Raw genomic sequence first — 17899 nt, forward strand, 5'->3', positions numbered from 1 at the left:
TCGTGTGACGATGCTGGAGTACCTCGAGCTGCTGGCCCGGGAGGCGGCCGCCGTCGAGTTCGAGGGCCCCCTCGTCGCCGCCCGGGGCGCCGGGCTGCCCCCGGAGCGCATCGCCGAACTGGAGCAGGGCAAGGTCGTGGCGCTGCGGGTGCGGGCCCTGCTCGAGCGCCGCCGCCGCCGCGAGGAGGAGCTGTCCGGGCTCTTCGACACCGCCAGCGACCTCGCCGGGCTGCGCGACGTCGACGCCGTGCTCGCCGCCATCGTGCACCGCGCGCGGACGCTGCTGGGGGCCGACGTGGCGTACATGACGCTGAATGACGAGACCCGCGGCGACACCTACATGCGCGTCACGGACGGCTCCATCTCCGCGCGCTTCCAGGCCCTGCGCCTGCCCATGGGAGCCGGCCTCGGCGGGCTCGTGGCGCAGACCGGCAGCCCGTACGTCACGGCCGACTACCCCCGCGACGCCCGCTTCCGGCACACCGGCGACATCGACGCGGGCGTGGGCGAGGAGGGCCTGATCGCCATCCTCGGCGTACCGCTGCGGCTGGGTGCCCGCATCATCGGCGTGCTCTACGCGGCCAACCGCTCGGCCCGCCCGTTCGCCCGCGAGGAGGTCTCGCTCCTCGTCTCCCTGGCCGCCAACGCCGCCGTCGCGATCGACACGGCCCGCCTGCTCGGCGAGACCCAGGAGGCCCTGGCCGAGCTGTCCACCGCCAACGGCGTCATCCGCGCCCACAGCGACTCGGTGGAGCGCGCGGCGGCCGCGCACGATCGAATGACCGCTCTGGTACTGCGCGGAGCCGGCGTCGAGGACGTAGCCGCAGTCGTCGTCGAGGTCCTCGGCGGCTCCCTGCTGGTCCTGGACGCCGAGAGCCGCACCCTGGCCCTCGTCGGCGAACTGGCCCGCCCCGACCCCTCGGCCATCGCGGAGGCCCTGGCCGCCTCCCGCACCGAGGGCCGCAGCGTCCGCCGGGGCGAACTGTGGGTGGCCGCGGTCGTCGCGGGCGCGGAGAACCTCGGCGCCCTCGTCCTGCGCCCCGACGCCTCCCTGGTCGACGCCGACCAGCGCATCCTCGAACGCGCCGCGGTCGTCACGGCCCTGCTCCAACTCTTCCGCCGCACCGTGGCCGAGGCCGAGGGCCGGGTCCGCGGCGAACTCCTCGACGACGTCATCACCCGCCCCGTCCGCGACGCCGATGCCCTGCGCACCCGGGCCAAGCGCCTCGGCGTCGACCTGGACGCCCCGAACGTCGTGGTGGCCATCGGCGCGGAGGCCCTGACCGCCGGCTCCATGCGCCAGCGCGCGGTTTCCTGGGCCCAGACGTACGCCCACAGCCGCTCCGGCCTGGCCGCCGCCCGCGACGGCCACGTGGTCCTGCTCCTGCCCGGCGACGCCCCGGGCGACTCGGCCCGCGCGGTCGCCCGCGACCTGGGCAAGCTGCTGACCCGCCCGATCACGGCGGGCGCCGGCGGCCCGGCCACGTCCCCGGAGGCCATCGCGGCCGCTTATCGGGACGCGGACCGCTGCGTGACGGCCTTGACCGCGCTGGGCCGCACGGGCACCGGCGCGAGCACGGCGGAGCTGGGCTTCGTGGGGCTGCTGCTGGGGTCCGCTCCCGACGGCCGCGACCGGGATGTGCAGTCGTTCCTGTCGGCGACGATCGGCCCCGTGGTCGACTACGACGTCCGGCGTGGAACCGCCCTGGTGAAGACGCTGGAGGCCTACTTCGGCGTGGGCGGCAGCCTGGCCCGCGCCGCGGAACTCCTGCACGTCCACGTGAACACGGTGACGCAGCGGCTTGAGCGGATCGCCCAGCTGCTCGGGCCGGACTGGCAGAAGCCTGAGCGCGCCCTGGAAGTGCAACTGGCGCTCCGCCTGAACCGCCTGCAGGCCACGTAGCAACGGCGACGGCCCGGCGCGTGCCTCGAAAGGCACGGCCGGGCCGGTGGACCAAGGGGTCAGGCGAGTGCGCCCCGCAGGACGAAGTCGACCAGGTTCTCCGCGAAATGCTCGTCCGGCACGTTCGGGTTCCAGCGGAGCATGTTCTGCGCCAGCGTGGGCCCCGACAGGACCAGCAGAGCCATCTCGACGTCCAGGTCGGCTCGCAGTTCGCCCGATTCGATGCCCCGGCGCAGCACCCCGCGCATCAAGTCGCGGCGCGGGCCCGAGACGGCTTTCTGGAAGGCCTCGGTCATCTCGGTGCTCTTGAACAGCTCCGGCATGAGGCAGGCCGTGACCTTGCCGTAGTGCGACATGCGCTTGTTGCGCATCGCCGCGATCAGCGCGATCAGGTCGCCCCGGACCGACTCGCCGGGGAGTTCGGGCAACGGGCCCTTCATGGCCAGCACGGCGTCGATGAGCAGCGCCTCCTTGTTGGGCCAGCGGCGGTAGATCGTCGCCTTGCCAACGCCGGCCTTCGCGGCGACCGCTTCGATCGAGATGGCGTCCGCGCTCTGGCCGGAGCTGAGCAGTTCGAACACCGCCTCGACGATCGCCTCGTCGACCCGGGCACTGCGGGGCCGGCCAGGACCTTTGCGGTCCTGGTCAGGCACCACATCCACGCTGAGCGTCATGGTTTCCATTGTTACCGAGTTTTCACACCGAAGCTACTCACCGGTTTCCTCCGCCTCGTTCAGTCGCCGACCGTTACGAGCTCGACACCCTGCTCCTCCGCCAGGCCCTCGGCGGTGGTGGGTGCGGGCGCGTCGGCCGGGCGCCGCTTCGGCAGCCAGATCACCGCGACGAGGGCACCGAGCACGGCGAAGGCCGCCGAGCCGATGGCCGCGCCGTGCATGGCGGTGAGGAAGGCGTCGTTCGCGTGCTGGATCAGCGCCGGGGCCGCGGGGCCCGCGTGCTCGGCGACCCCGTACGCGCCCGAGATCGACTCGTTGGCGGCGTCGCGCGCCGCGGCCGGCAGGCTGCTCGTGGCCGAGTCCATGTGGCTGCGGTAGACCGAGGAGATGACGGCGCCGAGGGCGGCCACGCCGAGGGCGCCGCCGACCTGACGGATGGTGTTGCTGACGGCCGATCCGACGCCGGCCTTCTCACGGGGAAGCGCGGACATGATCGCCTCCGTCGCGGGCGGCATCACGTTGGCCATGCCGACGCCCATGAGGAAGAACAGCGCACCGACGATCCAGATCGGGGTGTCGGCCTGGATGAACATCCAGGCGGCCAGGCCGATGGCGACCAGCACCAGGCCGGTGGTGCTGACGGCCTTGGGGCCGAAGCGCTTGACCATGGCGGCGCTGCGCGGGGCGAAGACCATCTGGGCGACCGCGAACGGCACGAACAGGGCGCCGGAGGCGAGCGGGCCGTAGCCGCGGACCAGCTGCAGGTAGAAGGCGCTGACGAACATGATGCCCATGGCCGCGAAGAAGACCAGGCCGATCATGCCGGTCGAGGCACTGAACTGGCGGTTGCCGAAGAGGCGCACGTCCAGCGAGGGGAACTCGATGCGCCGCTCGTAGAGGGCGAACGCGGCGAGCACGACCACCGACGCGACCAGGGCGCCCCAGGACTCGGGCTTGCCGAAGCCGTGGTCGCCGCCCTCGATCACGCCGTACGTGAGCAGGGTGAGGCCGATGATGGACAGCAGCACGCCGACGAAGTCGATGCGGCCCGGCTTGGGGTCGCGCGACTCGGGGATCAGGACGTTGACCAGGACCAGGCCGACGATCACGATCGGGACGTTGATCAGGAAGACCGAGCCCCACCAGAAGTGCTCGAGCAGCAGGCCGCCGACGATCGGGCCGATGGCCACGCCGAGGCCGACGGCGCCGGCCCAGACGCCGATGGCGCGGCCGCGCTCCCGCGGGTCGAAGACGTTGGCGATGATCGACAGGGTCGACGGCATGACCGCGGCGGCACCCAGGCCCATCAGGGCGCGGGCCCAGATCAGCTGGTCGGCCGAGTCGGAGTAGGCCGAGACCAGCGACGCGATGCCGAAGAGGGTCAGGCCGACGGTCAGGGTGATGCGGCGGCCGAGCCGGTCGGCCAGGATGCCGGCGGTGAAGAGCAGGCCGGCGAAGACGAGGGTGTACGAGTTGATCGCCCACTCGAGCTGGCTCTGGGACGCGCCCAGGCCCTTCTCCGGGTCGGCGATGGTGCGCATGGCCACGTTCAGGACGGTGTTGTCCAGCACGACCACGAGCAGGCTGATGACGAGCACGCCGAGGATGGCCCAGCGTCGAGGATGTCCGGTGTTGGCTGGTGCTGCTTGAGTTGGTGCGTCCACGGTGAAGCTCCCCCTGGTCGGAACGCGAAGCAAAACGATACGGAACGGTTCCGTATCAACGTAGACCCCGCCACGTCGATACGGAACCGTCTCGTATTGAAAAGTGCGTCCCGTCACAGCCGGCGCCGGCGGCGGAATAAATCCGCCACGGTGCCCCAAAGTCCCCGCCGGAACAGCAGCACCACGAGCACGAAGATCCCGCCCGTCACCAGCCCGACCAGGGTGAAGCCGGCCTGCGAGAGCTGGTCCTCCAGGTCCACCACGAGCCCGGCCCCGAGCACCCCGCCCCACAGCGTGCCGATCCCGCCCAGCACGACCAGGACCACGCCCTTGCCCGACGTCGTCCAGTGCACCACGTCGAGGGAGACGAACCCGTGCGCGACCGCGAACAGTCCCCCGCCCAGCCCGGCCAGAAAGGCCGAAAGGACGAAGACCACCAGTTTGTACCGTCCAGCCGCATACCCGAGCGCCCGCGCCCGGTTCGCGTTGTCCCGCACGGCGACCAGCACCCGCCCGAACGGCGAGTGCACGACCCGCCAGGCGAGCAGCAGGCCGAGCGCCACGATCGGCAGCGCCGCGTAGTAGAAGTAGTACGGGTCGGACAGGTCCAGCCCGAAGAACTCGCGGGGCACGCTCTGCAGCCCGTTCTCGCCGCCGGTGACCGACGACCACGCGTTGGCCACGTAGTAGATCATCTGCGCGAAGGCGAGGGTGACCATCGCGAAGTAGATCCCGGTCCGGCGTACGGCGAGCCACCCGATCGGCACAGCGAGGGCGGCCGCGGTCAGCGCCCCGCCCAGCACCGCCACCGGAAACGGCGCCCCGAGCCGGGCCGCGATCAGCCCGGCCGTGTACGCCGAAGTCCCCCAGAACGCCGCGTGCCCGAAGGACAGCAGCCCGCCGTAGCCGAGCAGCAGGTCGATGGCGACCGCGAACAGGGCCCAGCACAGCATGTCGACCGCCACCGCCGGGTAGATCCCGTTGGGCAGCCACGCCGCGACCACGACCCCCGCGGCCAGGAGCACCCACTTCACGCCGACCGCTCCTCCCGCCCGAAGAGCCCCGCCGGACGCACCAGCAGTACCAGTGCCATCACCAGGAAAATGAGCGTCTGGGCCAGCAACGGCGGGGCGTAGGCCTCGCTCCACGCCTGCAGCAGTCCCACCCCGAACGCGACCGCGACGGAGCCGAACACCGAGCCGAGGCCGCCGATCACCACCACGGCGAAGACCCCGATGATGAGATCGGCCCCCATGAGCGGGTTGACCGCCCGCATGGGTGCCGCCAGGACGCCGGCCAGCGCGGCGAGGGCCACGCCGAAGCCGAAGACCGGCGCGATCCACCGCCCGACGTCGATGCCCAGGGCGCGGGTCAGGTCGGGCCGTTCGATGCCGGCCCGCACCACCATCCCGACCCGGGTGCGGGTCAGCAGCCACCAGGCCAGGGCGCACAGGGCGACCGCCACGGCGAGGACGAAGATGCGGTACGCCGGGAAGTCGAACACCCCGAAGTCGACCGTCCCGCCGAGCCCGGCCGGCGCGCCGTAGGGCTTGGACTGCGTGCCGTAGCGCGACTTCACCGCGTCCTGCAGGATCAGCGTGAGGCCGAAGGTGAGCAGGAAGTTGTACAGCGGGTCCAGTGTGGACAGCCGCCGCACCACGGTCCGCTCCAGCACCGTGCCGAGCAGTCCGAGCACGAGCGGTACCAGAACAATCGCCGTCCAGAACGACAGCCCGAACTCCTCGAGCAGCACGAACGCGCCGACCGCGCCGAGCATGTAGAACGCCCCGTGGGCGAAGTTGACGACCCGCAGCAGGCCGAAGATGACCGCCAGGCCGAGGGCGAGCAGCGCGTAGAAGCCGCCCCCGACCAGGCCGTTCACCGTGTGGGTGAGCAGTCCAGTGAACATATCCATGGCGAATCAGAGCTTGCAGTCCGGCGACGGCGCGCGGAAGGCGTCCTGGGCCGGGATGGTCTTGACGATCTGCTCGTAGTCCCACGCCTCCTTGACCTCGGCGCCGGGCTTGACCTTGGCCAGGTAGGCGTCGTGCAGCACCCGGTGGTCGGCCGCCCGGAACTCCCCGCCGCGCAGGAAGAAGTCGTCGACCTTCTTGCCCTCCAGCTGCTTGACGACCGCGTCGGCGTCGTCGGTGCCGGCCGCCTGGACCGCCTCGAGGTACTGCGTCGCCGCCGAGTAGTTGGCCGCGTGCGCGAACGTGGGCCGCTGGCCGCCGGTGCGCGCCGCGAACTTGTCGGCCCAGGCGCGGTTGCGCTCGTCGAAGTTCCAGTACCACGCGTCGGTGAACGTGGTCCCGGCCAGCGCGTCCGGGGTCAGCGAGTGGATGTCGGTGAGGAACATCAGCCCGACCGCCAGCCCGATGCCCTTGTCCTTGAGCTTGAACTCGTTGTACTGCTTGACCAGGTTCACCAGGTCCGCGCCCGCCTGCATGGTGCCGAGCACGTCCGGCTTGGGGTTCAGCGTCGGCGCCTTGAGCAGGAACGTGGAGAAGTTGTCGTTCGGGAACGGCGTCGGGTCGCTGGCGATCACCGTGCCGCCGCCCTTGCTCACCGCGGCCGCGAAGGACTTCTGCATGTCCTGGCCGAAGGCGTAGTCGGGGTACACGATGTACCAGTTCTTCGCACCGCCCTGGGTGGCCGCGGTGCCGGTGCCGTTGGCCAGCATCGCCGTGTCGTAGGCGTAGTGGAACGTGTACTTGTTGCACGACTTGCCGGTCAGGTCGGTGGTGGCGCCGGAAATGTTGAAGTACAACTTCTTGCTCTGCTTGGCCACGTCGGCGACCTTCAGCGCGGCCGAGGACGTCGGCACGTCAAGGATCGCGTCGACGCCCAGGCGGTCGTACATCTCACTGGCCCGGGTGTTGGCGACGTCGGGCTTGTTCTGGTGGTCGGCCGTCTCCACCGTGATGTTCTTCGTGACGGCCTTGTCGCCGTACTTGGCCTTGAAGTCCTCCACGGCCATCTGCACGGCCACGACGGAGTTCTTGCCGGACAGCTGGGCGTAGACGCCGGACTGGTCGTTGAGCACGCCCAGCACGATCTTGTCGCCGCTCAGGCCGGACCCGCCGGAGCTGCGCGGGCCTCCCCCGCCGCAGCCGGACAGCACGACGCACAGGGCGGCGCCGAACACAACGAAACGCTTCATGGGGTGTACCTCCGGTCAGATACCGAGATGCGCGAGGAGTTCGGCCTCGCGGGAACGCACGTCGGCGTTGTCGAACGTGCCGGTGATCCGCCCCTCGGCGAGCAGGTAGTGGCGGTCGGCGACGGTGGTGGCGAAGCGCAGGTTCTGCTCGACGAGCAGGACCGTGGCGCCGTGGTCGCGGGCGCGGCGCAGGATCTCGCCGACCCGCCGTACGAGCAGCGGGGACAGCCCCTCGGTGGGCTCGTCGCAGAGCAGCACGGTGGCGCCCATGCGCAGCACCCGGGCCAGCGCGAGCATCTGCTGCTCGCCGCCGGAGAGGCTGGTGGCCGGGCTGGACCGGCGCTCGTGCAGGTTGGGGAACGCCTCGTGGATCTCGTCGAGGCCCCACGGCCGCGGCCCGACGACCGGCGGCAGGGCGAGGTGCTCGGCGACGGTCAGCGTCGCGTACGCGCCGCGGTCGTCGGGCACCCAGCCGAGCCCGGCGCGCGCCCGCGCGTGCGGCGGGCGGCGGCTGATGTCGGTACCGGCGAGCTCGATCGTTCCCGACTGGCCGGTGTGCAGGCCCATCACGCAGCGCAGGAGCGTGGTCTTGCCGGCCCCGTTGCGCCCGCACAGCGTGACCACCTCGCCCTCGGCCACGTGCAGGCCGACGTCGCGCAGCACGCGGGCCTCGCCGTGCCACGCGGACAGACCCTCAATGCGCAGCATCGGCACTCCCGAGATAGGCCTCGATCACGCGCTCGTCGGCGCGCACCTGCTCGTAGGGGCCCTCGGCCAGGACCCGCCCGGCCTGCAGGACGGTGACCCGGTCGGCCAGCGCCCCGACGACGCTCATGTTGTGCTCGACCAGCACCACGGTCCGCCCGTCGCGGACGGCCGCGATGAGCTCGACGGTCCGCTCGACGTCCTCGACGCCCATCCCGGCGGTCGGCTCGTCCAGCAGCAGCACCCGCGGGTCGAGGGCGAGGGCGATGGCCAGTTCCAGGGCCCGCTTGCGCCCGTAGGCGAGGCTGCCGGCGGTGTCGTCGGCCGCGGCGGCCAGCCCGACCCGGTCGAGCAGCTCATCGGCATGGGCCCGGAAGCGCCGCAGCGGTCTCTCCGAGCGCCAGAAGGACCAGCCCAGGTTGGTACTGCTCTGCAGCGCCAGCTCCACGTGGGCGCGCACGGTCTGCTGCGGGAACAGGCTGGCAATCTGAAAAGAGCGCGCCATGCCGAGGCGGGCGACCCGCTCGGGTGCGAGCCCGGTGATGTCCCGGCCACCCAGTTCGATCCGCCCGGCGGTGGGCGCGACGAACCCGGTCAGCAGGTTGAACAGCGTGGTCTTGCCGGCCCCGTTGGGCCCGACGAGCGCGTGCACGGCGCCGGCGGCGACATCGAGGTCGACCCCGTCGACGGCGCGGAAACCACGGAAGTCGCGGGTGAGGCCGCGCGCGACGAGCGCGGAACCATCCATGTGGGATTCACCCTCCAAAGACATCGGGAGTGACGGCCGTCACAAGGTACGGCCGCCACTCCCGAGGTCACTACAGAGTCGATCCACATATTTACATATAGAGCTATGTGCGGCGTTCCGGGATCCAGCGGGCCAGCGGACCGAGCCGCGTCCGCAGACCGGCGAGGCCGCCCGGGAAGAAGTACACGGCGAGGATGAAGACCGTGCCGAGGATGAACAGCGGCTGGGAGAGCGGGCCACGCAGGATGCCCGGCAGCCCCTCCACCGCGTCCGAGTTGCCCAGCGCGACCAGGCGGTAGTCGAGGTACGTGAACAGGAACCCGCCGATCAGCGGGCCCCAGCGCGTGCCCGGCCCGCCCAGCACCACCATCACCAGCAGGGTCAGGGTCTGGTCGGAGGCCGCGATGTGCGGGGTCGCGCCGCCGATGAGCAGCGCGTACATGGCACCGGCGAGCCCGGCCAGGCCGCCGGAGACGGTGAAGGCGAAGAGCTTGTAGCGGTACGGATCCAGCCCCAGCACCCCGACCCGGCGCTCGTCGTCGCGGATCGCGGCGAGCACCCGCCCCGACGGCGAGTCGGCGATGGCGTGCACCACGAGGACGGTGACGACGAGGGCCGCCAGCGCGAGCCAGTACAGGTTCACCGTGTTGGAGACGCCCACCAGGAAGTCCGGCACCTTGGAGGTGTCCATCGGCAGGCCCTCCTCACCGCCGGTGGCGCCGCCCGGGTCGCGGCCGATGGTGATCGCGGCGACCTGGGCGAAGGCGAGCGTCACCATGGCGAACGCGATCCCGCCGGTGCGCAGCGCGATCGCGCCGAGCAGGGCGGCCAGGGTCGCGGTGCCGACGACGGCCAGCAGGATCGCCGTCCACAGCCCGTAGCCCGCCTTGGTGACGAGCATGTCGGTGCCGTAGACGCCGGCCGCGAAGTACAGCGCGTGGCCGAAGGAGAGCATGCCGGTGCGCCCGAAGAGCAGGTCATAGCCCATCGCCAGGGCACCGAAGACCAGGCAGAGCGCGAGCAGCTGCAGGGTGCCGGGCGCGTTGACGGCCGAGTCGAAGATGCCGGGGAGCTTCAGGCCGCAGTACGGGAGCACCGCGAACACGACCAGCGCGACCAGCGGCCCGAAGCGGGCCAGAGGGACCCGGCGGCCGCGCGGTGCGGGTGCCGGTGCGCTGCGCGCGGACTGGGCGGTCTGTGTCGTCATGAGGTGGCGACCTTCCCGGTGATCCCTTGTGGACGGACGAGGAGTACCACCGCGAGCAGCGCGACGACGCAGATGTCGCCCAGGCCCGACGAGGTGTAGTTGACGAACTGCTGCAGCAGCCCGACCGCGACGGCGGCGTAGGCGGCGCCGGTCACCGAGCCCATCCCGCCGATGACGACGACGATGAACCCGAAGATGAGCAGCGAGCTGCCGCCGGTCGGCGAGATAGCGCCGGTGAACACGCCGCCGAGCGCACCGGCCAGGGCCGCGGCCGCACCGCCGATGGCGAACACGAGCGTGAAGGCGCGGCGCACGTCGATGCCGAGCGCGGTGACCATCGAGCGGTCCTCGACGCCCGCGCGGATGACCAGACCGATCCGGGTGTACTTCAGGAAGGCCAGCAACCCGCCCAGCACCACGATCGCGGCGCCGATGAGCAGGAACCGGTCGTTCGGCACCCGCGCGCCCGCCACCGTGGTGAGCTGCTGGGTCCACTGTGGACGCGGGTACGGCTTCGGGTCGCTGCCCCACGAGGCCTGCAGCAGCGCCACGCCCGCGAGCGACAGCCCGACGGTGACCAGCACCTGCTCGATCGTGCGCCGGTACAGCGGCCGGATCAGCACCAGCTCGACCAGCGCCGCGACGACGGTGCCGCAGACGACGCCGAAGACCACGGCCAGCACGAAGCCGAAGCCGCTCGACCCGGCCCCGGGCAGGTGGTTGGCGGCCCACCAGGTGCCGTACGCGCCGACGGAGAGGAACAGGCCGTGCGCGAAGTTGAGGACGTCGGCGAGGCCGAAGACGAGCGCGAGGCCGGAGGCGACCAGGAAGTACAGGGCGGCCAGGCCCAACCCTGTCAGGGTCAGCAGCACGATCGTGCTCATGCGTGGTCCGCCTTCCCGACGCCCAGCAGCGACTTGGTCTTCTCGGTGTAGTCCAGGAGATCGGGCGCGGCCCCGGCGTAGGCGACCTTGCCGGCCGCGATCACCACGGCGTTCTGGGCCAGCCGCCGGACCACGGCCAGGTTCTGCTCGACGAGCAGCATCGGCACCACCTGGGCCACGGCGTGCAGGGCGGCCGCGACCTCGCCGACGACCTTCGGCGCGAGGCCCTTGGTCGGCTCGTCGATGAGCAGCAGCCGGTTGGGGTTGAGCAGCACCCGGCCGATGGCGAGCATCTGCTGCTGGCCGCCGGAGAGGGTGCCGGCCCGCTGCCGGCCGCGCCGGTGCAGCTCGGGGAAGAGCCCGTAGACCCGCTCGTAGTCGGGCGCGGTGCCGGGCCGCTCGGCCAGCCGCAGGTTCTCGGCCACGGTGAGCCCGGCGAAGACGCCGCGGTCCTCGGGCACGTAGCCGAGGCCGTCGCGGACCAGCTTGAACGTCTGCTGGCGGGTGACCCGGGCCCCGGCGAAGCGGACCTCGCCGGCCAGCTCGGCGCCGCGCGGCAGCAGGCCGAGCACCGCCTTGAGGGTGGTGGTCTTACCCACGCCGTTGCGCCCGAGCAGCGCGGTCACGCCCTGCGGGGCCACGCCGAACGTCACACCCTGCAGGATGTGCGAGCCGGCGATGCGGACGTCGAGGCCCTCGACGTCGAGGATGCTCATAGCTTCTCTCCCAGGTACGCCTCCTGGACGGTCCGGTCGGCCATGACCACGTCCGGGGTGTCGCAGACCAGCAGCGCCCCGTGGTGCATGACGGCGACCCGGTCGGCCAGGTCCAGCACGACGTCCATGTGGTGCTCGACCATGAGCACGCTGCGCTTCTCCTCGCGGGTCAGCGTGCGGATGAGGGCCACCAGGCCGGGCACGTCCTCGGCGCTGACGCCGGCCATGGGCTCGTCGAGCAGCAGCACCCGCGGCTCGCCGGCCAGCAGCAGCGCGATCTCGAGCTTGCGCTTCTCGCCGTGGGCCAGGGTGCCGGCCATCGCCCCGGCGCGGTGGTCGAGCCCGACCCGCCAGAGCACCCGCTCGGCCCGCTCGGCCACGTCCCGGTCCTTGGCGGGCAGCGGGAACGGGCGGATCGAGCCGCCGCGGCGGGCCTGCACGGCCAGCCGCACGTTGGCGGCGACCGTCAGCGAGCCGAAGACCGAGGACGACTGGAAGGTACGCCCCAGGCCCAGCCGGGCCCGCCGGTGCGGCGGCAGCCGGGTCATGTCCCGCCCGTCGAGCGACACCGTGCCGTCCGACGGCTTGCGCAGCCCGGAGATCAGGTTGAACAGCGAGGTCTTGCCGGCGCCGTTGGGCCCGATGACGGCCAGGAACTCGCCCTCGGCGAGGTCGAGGTTGACCCCGTCGACGATGGCGACCCCGCCGATCCGCCAGGTCAGGCGCCGGGTGCTGAGCAGGCCGGTGGCCGGGGCGTCCGCGAGGACACCGCCGGCCACCGGACCCGGTGCGTTGGCCAAGGCCTCAGCCCTTCATCTGCGCGGCCGGCGGCGCGGCGTCGGCCGGGTCGAGCGCCTTGACGAGCTCGGGCTTGAGGTCGGCGCCGCTGCCGGTGAACTTGCCCTGGAACATCGGCTGCAGCAGGGCGTGGTCCTCCTTGCGGACGGTCAGCTTGCCCTTGACGCCGTCGAACGACCAGCCCTCGAGCGCGGTGACCATCTTGTCGACGTCGTCCCCGCCCTCCTGCGCGGCCCGGACCACCATCTGGGCGGCGGTGAAGCCGTCCGGGTTAAACAGGTCGACCTTGCCGCCCTCGACGCCCTTGCGCAGCGCGGCGGTGGCCTCGTTGTCGCTGGCGCCGTCGAAGTAGTGGGCCAGCAGCGAGATCTTCCCGCCGGCCGCGCCGAACGTCGGCCACGACGCCCGCTGGTCGATGCCGGTCACCACCAGCGTCGAGCCGAGCACGCCCTGCTGGTCGAGGGCCTGCCACATCGCGGTGGCGGTGGTGCCCGCCCACGCGACGAAGATCATGTCGGCCTTGGCGTTCTTGGCCTGGACCGCGAAGCCGGTGAAGTCGGTGGCGTTGGCGGGCACCGACAGGGTGTCGACGGTGGCCCCGGCGCCGCCGATGACGGCCTTCACCGCGTCGGCGTTGGACTTGCCGAAGGCGCCCTCCTGGGTGAACACCAGGACCTTCTTGCCCGTCGGGGTGGGCACGTAGGACTTGGCCGCGAGCACGTCCTGGTAGGACTGCCGGCCGGAGCGGAACGTGTACTTGTTGATGCCGGTCACGGCGTCGGTGGCGGCCGGGCCGGAGATGAACAGGACCTTGTTCTGCGCCGCGAGGGGTGCCATCTGGGTGGCGACGCCGGACGAGGTGCTGCCCGCGAGGATCTTGTAGCCCTGGCCGATGAGGTCCTTGGCCGCCGAGACGGCCTTGGCCGCGTCGCCGGCGTCGTCGGCCTCCTTGACCTCGATCGGCCGGTTGCCGACCTTGCCGGTGCCCTTGGTGGCGAACGCCAGCCCGGCCTTCCAGCCCTCGATGTACTGCTTGCCGTAGCTCGCGAGCGGCCCGGTCTGCGAGTAAACCAGCCCGACCTTGATTGGTGCGCCGTCGCCGGCCGGCTCCTGCGCGGCCTCCTGGGGGCTGCTGCACGCAGACGCGAACGTGGCGGCGAGCGAGAGCCCCAGCGCCGCGAACAACACCCGCCGCGGCGCGCTTGTCTGCCTGATCAACGCTTCCTCCGTGTGAACGCCTTGTTAAGGCCAGCGCCTGCTGGCGGTGTTCGACACGCTAGGAGTGGCGTGAGGCACGTCGCTATGTGGTCGGACCACACAGAATCGGCGAACCGCTATGGGTGATCGGGGGCCACCCGGTCCAGGAAGGCCCCGAGCAGGGGCAGGAAGCCCGGCGACAACTGGGCGAACACCGACATATCGGCGCGCGGCGGGACCGGGTACAGCATGTGCCCCACCCCCGGCAGCACGGCCACACCGTTACTTCCCCGATACCTGCCGGGCAGCCGGTCGCCCAGCACCGCGAGGCTGCGCTCGACCGGGACGTGCTCGTCGTCGGCGCCGAAGAACGCCATCAGCGGGCAGGGCAGGAACGGCAGCGCGGCGCCGGGGTCGAAGGGCAGCATCCGGGCGAAGAACCCGAGCTCCTCCGGGGTGTCGTAGGGCCGGTCACAGACGATCGCGGCCCAGTCGTCGCCGGCGAATCGGGCCTGGTCGGCGTAGACCTGGGCGGGGTCCTCCCCGGCGGCCAGCCGGGCGGCGCGCTCGTCGGCCCAGGCCAGCCCGGCCGCGACGGACTCCTCGGCCAGCCCGTGCCGGCGCATCACCCGGCCCAGCAGGGTGCGCTCCTGCTCCTCGACGCCGACGAAGGGCCCGCCGACGGTGACCACGAAGTCCACGTGGTCGGGCACGGTGACCGCGGCCAGCAGCGAGACCCAGCCGCCCTGGCTGTAGCCGATCAGCCCGGCCCGCTCGACCCCGGCCTGCTTGCGCAGCACGGCCAGGGCGGCGATCGCCTCGGCGGCCCGGTCGGCGAAGGTCTGGTGACGCCAGTCGCCCGGCGAGCCGCCGCAGCCGGGCTTGTCGTGGCGCAGGGTGGCGATCCCGCGCGCGGCCAGCCATTGCGGGACGCCCTGCCAGGCGTGCCGGTCGGCCGGGCCGGAGCCGTCGGAGAGCACGAGACCCCCGCGGGCGGGGCCCTCGGGGGTGCACAGGATCGCGTTGAGCGGCCCGGCCGCGGTGTCGACGACCGTATCGATATCAGGCATTGGAAAGGCCCTCCCCCGCGCCAATCTAACAGCGGGGGGAGGGCCTTGCCGGTTACTGCGCCGCGGCGGCCAGCGGCGCCTGGTAGGTCTTCAGGAGCGCGGCCTTGTCGGCGTCGACCGTCTTCCAGTCGTCCTTGAGGACCCCGCCGGTGTCACCGGAGTTCGGGTTCCAGGCCCAGTAGGTGTAGCTGAGCCCGTTGTCCTTGAGGTACGCGACGAGGTTGCGCTGCCAGATGCCTTCCAGGTCCTTGTTGCCCTGAGCGTCCTTCTCGGCCACCGAGCGGCCGCCGAACTCGCCCATGAGCACCGGGGCGGTGTTGTTCTTCACCAGGTAGCCGAACTGCTTGTCCCACAGCGCGGGCATGTTGGCCGGGAACTTCGGGTCGGTGAACCACGTCTGCGACCAGACCTTGGGGCTGTAGTCGTGCGCGGAGTACACCAGCTTGGACTGGTCCGACAGCTTCACCGGGTGCTCCTTGGCGCCCTGCAGGTTGCCGCCCCACCAGTAGCCGTCGCTCTTGCCGTCGGCCGTCTTGTAGTTCTCGATGCCCTCGACGATGATCAGCCAGTTGGGGTTGGCCTTGAGCACCGCGTCGCCGGCCCGCTCCGCGGCGGCCTGCCAGTCGGTCTTCTCGTTGCCGTCGCCCCAGGTGGCCTCGCCGTGCGGCTCGTTGTGCAGGTCGGCGCCGACCACGAGCGGGTTGTCCTTGTACTGCTTGGCGAGCTTCACCCAGTCCGAGATCCAGCGGTCCTCGCTGACCTTGTCGGTGTACCAGAGGTTGCTCTGGCCCTGCGAGGTCGGGCGGTGCCGGTCGAGGATGACCATCATGCCGCGCTTCGTGGCGCCCTCGACGACCTTATCCATGATCTGCGGACCGGTCAGGCCCTTGAGATCCGGGTTGAGCGCGTAGTCCACGCCGTTGGGCTTGGAGGCGGCGTCGAACAGCTCGTTGCTGAACGGCAGGCGCATGGAGTTGAAGCCCTGGCCGACCATCTGGTCGAGCATGTCGCCGAGGTTGCGCGACCAGAGCCCGTGCGGCGCGAACGTGTTGGTCTCCAGACCGAACCAGTTGACACCGGTAAATGTCACGGTCTCACCGCGGGCGTCGACGATCTTCGAACCCTCGGCGTGCAGCGGCATCTGCAGCCGCTGACCGGACTGCGTCAGGCCCGGGTGGACCTGCTTGTCTTTGTCCTTGTGCAGCAACGGAACCAGCGCGACGGCTACGACGGCGAGCGCGACCAGTGCGGAAATCCAGTAAAGGCGCGTGCGACCCATTGAGCTGACCTGTCCTCACGTGTGACGGCGGGGCAGGTCAGAACATTACGGATTTCGGACATATGCGGTCAGCGTACAAATGCCGGATTTATGGATCCACCAAATGCGTGACGGATAGTCATTGCGCAGTCAACAATAAGTCAACCTTCGGTGGATTCGATCAGTTCCCGCCGCGGGTGCGGCCTGCGTCACAGCCGGCTACGCGGCGTTCGACGGCGTGTCCCACTCGGCCGCGCGGACCACGGCTTCCAGCTTCGAGCGGGCGCCCATCTTGGACAGCAGGTGCCGCACGTGGCTGCGCACGGTCGTGTAGCTGATGGACAGCTCCCGCGCGATGTCGCGGTTGTCCAGGCCCTCGGTCATCAGGGCCAGGATCTCCCGCTCGCGCGGGGTCAGGCTGTCCAGCCGCCGGGCGTGCTCCTCCGAGCGCTGGGCGTGCTCGCGGCGGCGGGCCAGCAGCTTGGCCAGCTGGCGAGCGGGCACCAGGATCTCGCCGTCGACGGCCCGCCGCACGGCCTCGGCCACGTCGGCGCCGCCCGCGCTCTTCACGAGGTACCCGGCCGCCCCGGCCTCCAGGGCGGTGAGGATGACCTGGTCGCTCTGGTCGGCGCTGAGGAACACAACGGCAACCTCGGGCTGGTGGCTGCGCAGGGCGGCGACGGCCTCGGCGCCGGTCCCGTCGGGCAGCCAGAAGTCACACAGCACGACGTCGACGCGCTCCACGTCGGCCAGGTGCTCGACCTCCCCCACGCTGGCGGCCAGCGCCACCACGCGCAGCTCGGCGTGCTCGTTGAGCAGCACGGCCAGCCCCTCGGCAACGACCTGGTGGTCTTCGACGATGAGGACCCGGTACGGCGGATGGCTCACGATGTGGTTCCCTTCGACTCGAGGTCGGCGCCGCGTGGTACCCAGAACGTCACGGTGGTACCGCGCCCGGGCAGGCTGCTGATCCGGAACCACCCTCCGGCCAGCGCCGCCCGCTCCTGCATGAGCAGCAGCCCGAGGTGGCCGGGGTCGGTGTGCAGGCTCTCGGCGCCCACCCCGTCGTCGATGACGCGCACGAGGTAGCCGCCGTCCTCCTCGCCGAGGATGACCGTGCACCGGTCGGCCCCGGCGTGCTTGCCGACGTTGGCCACCGCCTCCTGCAGCATCCGGAAGACCAGCACCCGGGTCGGCAGGGCCGGCTCGGCGGTCAGCCGGGAGTCCACCCGGACCCCGATCGCGTGCTGCTCGGCGAGGTCCTCGAGCAGGTCCTCGGTCGCCGCGGCCAGCCCCTCCTCGGCCAGCCGGGGCGGGCGGAAGTCGAAGATGAGCCGGCGCAGCCGATCGGCCGCCTGCACCAGCATGGCCTCCAGGCGGTCCAGGATGGCCAGCTCGTCCGGGTCGCGCAGCCGGCGGCGCAGCTGCTGCAGCCGCAGCGTGGCCGCGGTGATCACCTGCAGGCTGTCGTCGTGCACCCCGGCGGCGATGCGGGCCCGCTCCCGCTCCTGGGTGACGATCACGTCGCCGAGCAGCTCGCCCTGCTCCTGGCCGGTGAGGGTGAGCCGGGCGATGCGCTGCTCCAGCAGGGCCCGGCTGCGCCCGGGCGAGCCGCGCTCCTCCACGGCCAGGGCGAGCATGTGGCTGGGGTCGCCCTCGAGGGTGCGCACCCGCACGTCGACCGCCAGCTCGCCGCCGTCGGGCAGCCGGACCACGGCCGGGGACGGCTCCTCGCCGGCCGCGAAGACCGGGCGGCCGGCGAACAGCTCGCCGAGAGAACGGCCGAACAGGTCGGCCGTCTCCCGGCGGAACAGCGTCTCGGCGGCGGTGCTGGCCAGGCGCACCACCCCGTCGGCGTCACACAGGATCAACGCCTCCGGGGCGGCGCGGAACGCCTGCCAGTACACCGGCC

General features: G+C 71.6%; 17 protein-coding genes. 1 reads left to right on the plus strand and 16 read right to left on the minus strand.

Annotated features, from left to right (window positions below):
* The first annotated feature begins 10 nt into the window (after positions 1-10).
* Entirely contained in the window at positions 11-1903 is a 1893-nt protein-coding gene (locus tag ACQP00_RS41985) for a helix-turn-helix domain-containing protein (RefSeq protein WP_433224177.1), read from the plus strand.
* A gap of 59 nt (positions 1904-1962) precedes the next feature.
* On the opposite strand, the gene ACQP00_RS41990 is transcribed toward ACQP00_RS41985, so the two are convergent.
* The 16 genes from ACQP00_RS41990 to ACQP00_RS42065 form a co-directional block, all read right to left on the minus strand.
* On the minus strand, positions 1963-2577 hold the full coding sequence (locus ACQP00_RS41990) for a TetR/AcrR family transcriptional regulator (RefSeq protein WP_433207757.1): 615 nt from the start codon (positions 2575-2577) through the stop codon (positions 1963-1965).
* Between the two features lie 59 nt (positions 2578-2636).
* A complete protein-coding gene (locus tag ACQP00_RS41995) occupies positions 2637-4241 on the minus strand; it encodes an MFS transporter (RefSeq protein WP_433207759.1) in 1605 nt (534 codons plus the stop codon).
* A gap of 113 nt (positions 4242-4354) precedes the next feature.
* Complete coding sequence (locus ACQP00_RS42000) at positions 4355-5275, minus strand: branched-chain amino acid ABC transporter permease (protein ID WP_433207762.1); 921 nt, start codon at positions 5273-5275, stop codon at positions 4355-4357.
* On the minus strand, positions 5272-6150 hold the full coding sequence (locus ACQP00_RS42005) for a branched-chain amino acid ABC transporter permease (RefSeq protein WP_433224179.1): 879 nt from the start codon (positions 6148-6150) through the stop codon (positions 5272-5274). Before ACQP00_RS42005 ends, ACQP00_RS42000 begins: the two co-directional genes overlap by 4 nt.
* Positions 6151-6162: 12 nt before the next feature.
* Positions 6163-7404 carry an ABC transporter substrate-binding protein gene (locus ACQP00_RS42010; protein WP_433207764.1) on the minus strand — a complete coding sequence of 414 codons (1242 nt, stop codon included), beginning with the start codon at positions 7402-7404 and terminating at the stop codon, positions 6163-6165.
* Between the two features lie 15 nt (positions 7405-7419).
* Positions 7420-8112, minus strand: a complete 693-nt coding sequence (locus tag ACQP00_RS42015) for an ABC transporter ATP-binding protein (protein WP_433207767.1) — start codon at positions 8110-8112, stop codon at positions 7420-7422.
* Positions 8099-8857, minus strand: a complete 759-nt coding sequence (locus ACQP00_RS42020) for an ABC transporter ATP-binding protein (RefSeq protein ID WP_433207770.1) — start codon at positions 8855-8857, stop codon at positions 8099-8101. Before ACQP00_RS42020 ends, ACQP00_RS42015 begins: the two co-directional genes overlap by 14 nt.
* A gap of 103 nt (positions 8858-8960) precedes the next feature.
* Positions 8961-10064, minus strand: a complete 1104-nt coding sequence (locus ACQP00_RS42025) for a branched-chain amino acid ABC transporter permease (protein WP_433207773.1) — start codon at positions 10062-10064, stop codon at positions 8961-8963.
* Entirely contained in the window at positions 10061-10948 is an 888-nt protein-coding gene (locus tag ACQP00_RS42030) for a branched-chain amino acid ABC transporter permease (protein ID WP_433207776.1), read from the minus strand. The genes ACQP00_RS42025 and ACQP00_RS42030 overlap by 4 nt, the downstream gene beginning before the upstream one ends.
* Positions 10945-11664 carry an ABC transporter ATP-binding protein gene (locus tag ACQP00_RS42035; protein ID WP_433207779.1) on the minus strand — a complete coding sequence of 240 codons (720 nt, stop codon included), beginning with the start codon at positions 11662-11664 and terminating at the stop codon, positions 10945-10947. Before ACQP00_RS42035 ends, ACQP00_RS42030 begins: the two co-directional genes overlap by 4 nt.
* The gene (locus ACQP00_RS42040) at positions 11661-12404 is read right to left on the minus strand and encodes an ABC transporter ATP-binding protein (protein WP_433224181.1); all 744 of its coding nucleotides are present in this window, start codon (positions 12402-12404) and stop codon (positions 11661-11663) included. The genes ACQP00_RS42035 and ACQP00_RS42040 overlap by 4 nt, the downstream gene beginning before the upstream one ends.
* 64 nt (positions 12405-12468) lie before the next feature.
* Positions 12469-13677, minus strand: coding sequence for a substrate-binding domain-containing protein (locus tag ACQP00_RS42045; RefSeq protein ID WP_433224183.1), 1209 nt, complete (start codon positions 13675-13677; stop codon positions 12469-12471).
* A 119-nt stretch (positions 13678-13796) separates the two neighbouring features.
* Positions 13797-14729: an alpha/beta hydrolase family protein gene (locus tag ACQP00_RS42050; RefSeq protein ID WP_433207782.1), complete on the minus strand. Its 933-nt coding sequence runs from the start codon at positions 14727-14729 to the stop codon at positions 13797-13799.
* Between the two features lie 52 nt (positions 14730-14781).
* Entirely contained in the window at positions 14782-16008 is a 1227-nt protein-coding gene (locus ACQP00_RS42055) for a glycoside hydrolase family 5 protein (RefSeq protein WP_433207785.1), read from the minus strand.
* 198 nt (positions 16009-16206) lie between these two features.
* Positions 16207-16875 carry a response regulator gene (locus ACQP00_RS42060; RefSeq protein ID WP_433207788.1) on the minus strand — a complete coding sequence of 223 codons (669 nt, stop codon included), beginning with the start codon at positions 16873-16875 and terminating at the stop codon, positions 16207-16209.
* Entirely contained in the window at positions 16872-17894 is a 1023-nt protein-coding gene (locus ACQP00_RS42065; RefSeq protein WP_433207791.1) for an ATP-binding protein, read from the minus strand. The genes ACQP00_RS42060 and ACQP00_RS42065 overlap by 4 nt, the downstream gene beginning before the upstream one ends.
* Between the last annotated feature and the right edge of the window lie 5 nt (positions 17895-17899).

It is taken from the genome of Dactylosporangium sp. CS-047395, assembly GCF_050942185.1.
In the GTDB taxonomy this organism is placed as follows: domain Bacteria; phylum Actinomycetota; class Actinomycetes; order Mycobacteriales; family Micromonosporaceae; genus Dactylosporangium.

Coding starts and splice junctions, on each gene's coding strand:
- ACQP00_RS42030 (WP_433207776.1), bottom strand. CDS start 10,948: ATGAGCACGATCGTGCTGCTGACCCTGACAGGGTTGGGCCTGGCCGCC.
- ACQP00_RS42005 (WP_433224179.1), bottom strand. CDS start 6,150: ATGTTCACTGGACTGCTCACCCACACGGTGAACGGCCTGGTCGGGGGC.
- ACQP00_RS42055 (WP_433207785.1), bottom strand. CDS start 16,008: ATGGGTCGCACGCGCCTTTACTGGATTTCCGCACTGGTCGCGCTCGCC.
- ACQP00_RS42015 (WP_433207767.1), bottom strand. CDS start 8,112: ATGCTGCGCATTGAGGGTCTGTCCGCGTGGCACGGCGAGGCCCGCGTG.
- ACQP00_RS42035 (WP_433207779.1), bottom strand. CDS start 11,664: ATGAGCATCCTCGACGTCGAGGGCCTCGACGTCCGCATCGCCGGCTCG.
- ACQP00_RS42010 (WP_433207764.1), bottom strand. CDS start 7,404: ATGAAGCGTTTCGTTGTGTTCGGCGCCGCCCTGTGCGTCGTGCTGTCC.
- ACQP00_RS41985 (WP_433224177.1), top strand. CDS start 11: ATGCTGGAGTACCTCGAGCTGCTGGCCCGGGAGGCGGCCGCCGTCGAG.
- ACQP00_RS42050 (WP_433207782.1), bottom strand. CDS start 14,729: ATGCCTGATATCGATACGGTCGTCGACACCGCGGCCGGGCCGCTCAAC.
- ACQP00_RS42020 (WP_433207770.1), bottom strand. CDS start 8,857: ATGGATGGTTCCGCGCTCGTCGCGCGCGGCCTCACCCGCGACTTCCGT.
- ACQP00_RS42025 (WP_433207773.1), bottom strand. CDS start 10,064: ATGACGACACAGACCGCCCAGTCCGCGCGCAGCGCACCGGCACCCGCA.
- ACQP00_RS41990 (WP_433207757.1), bottom strand. CDS start 2,577: ATGACGCTCAGCGTGGATGTGGTGCCTGACCAGGACCGCAAAGGTCCT.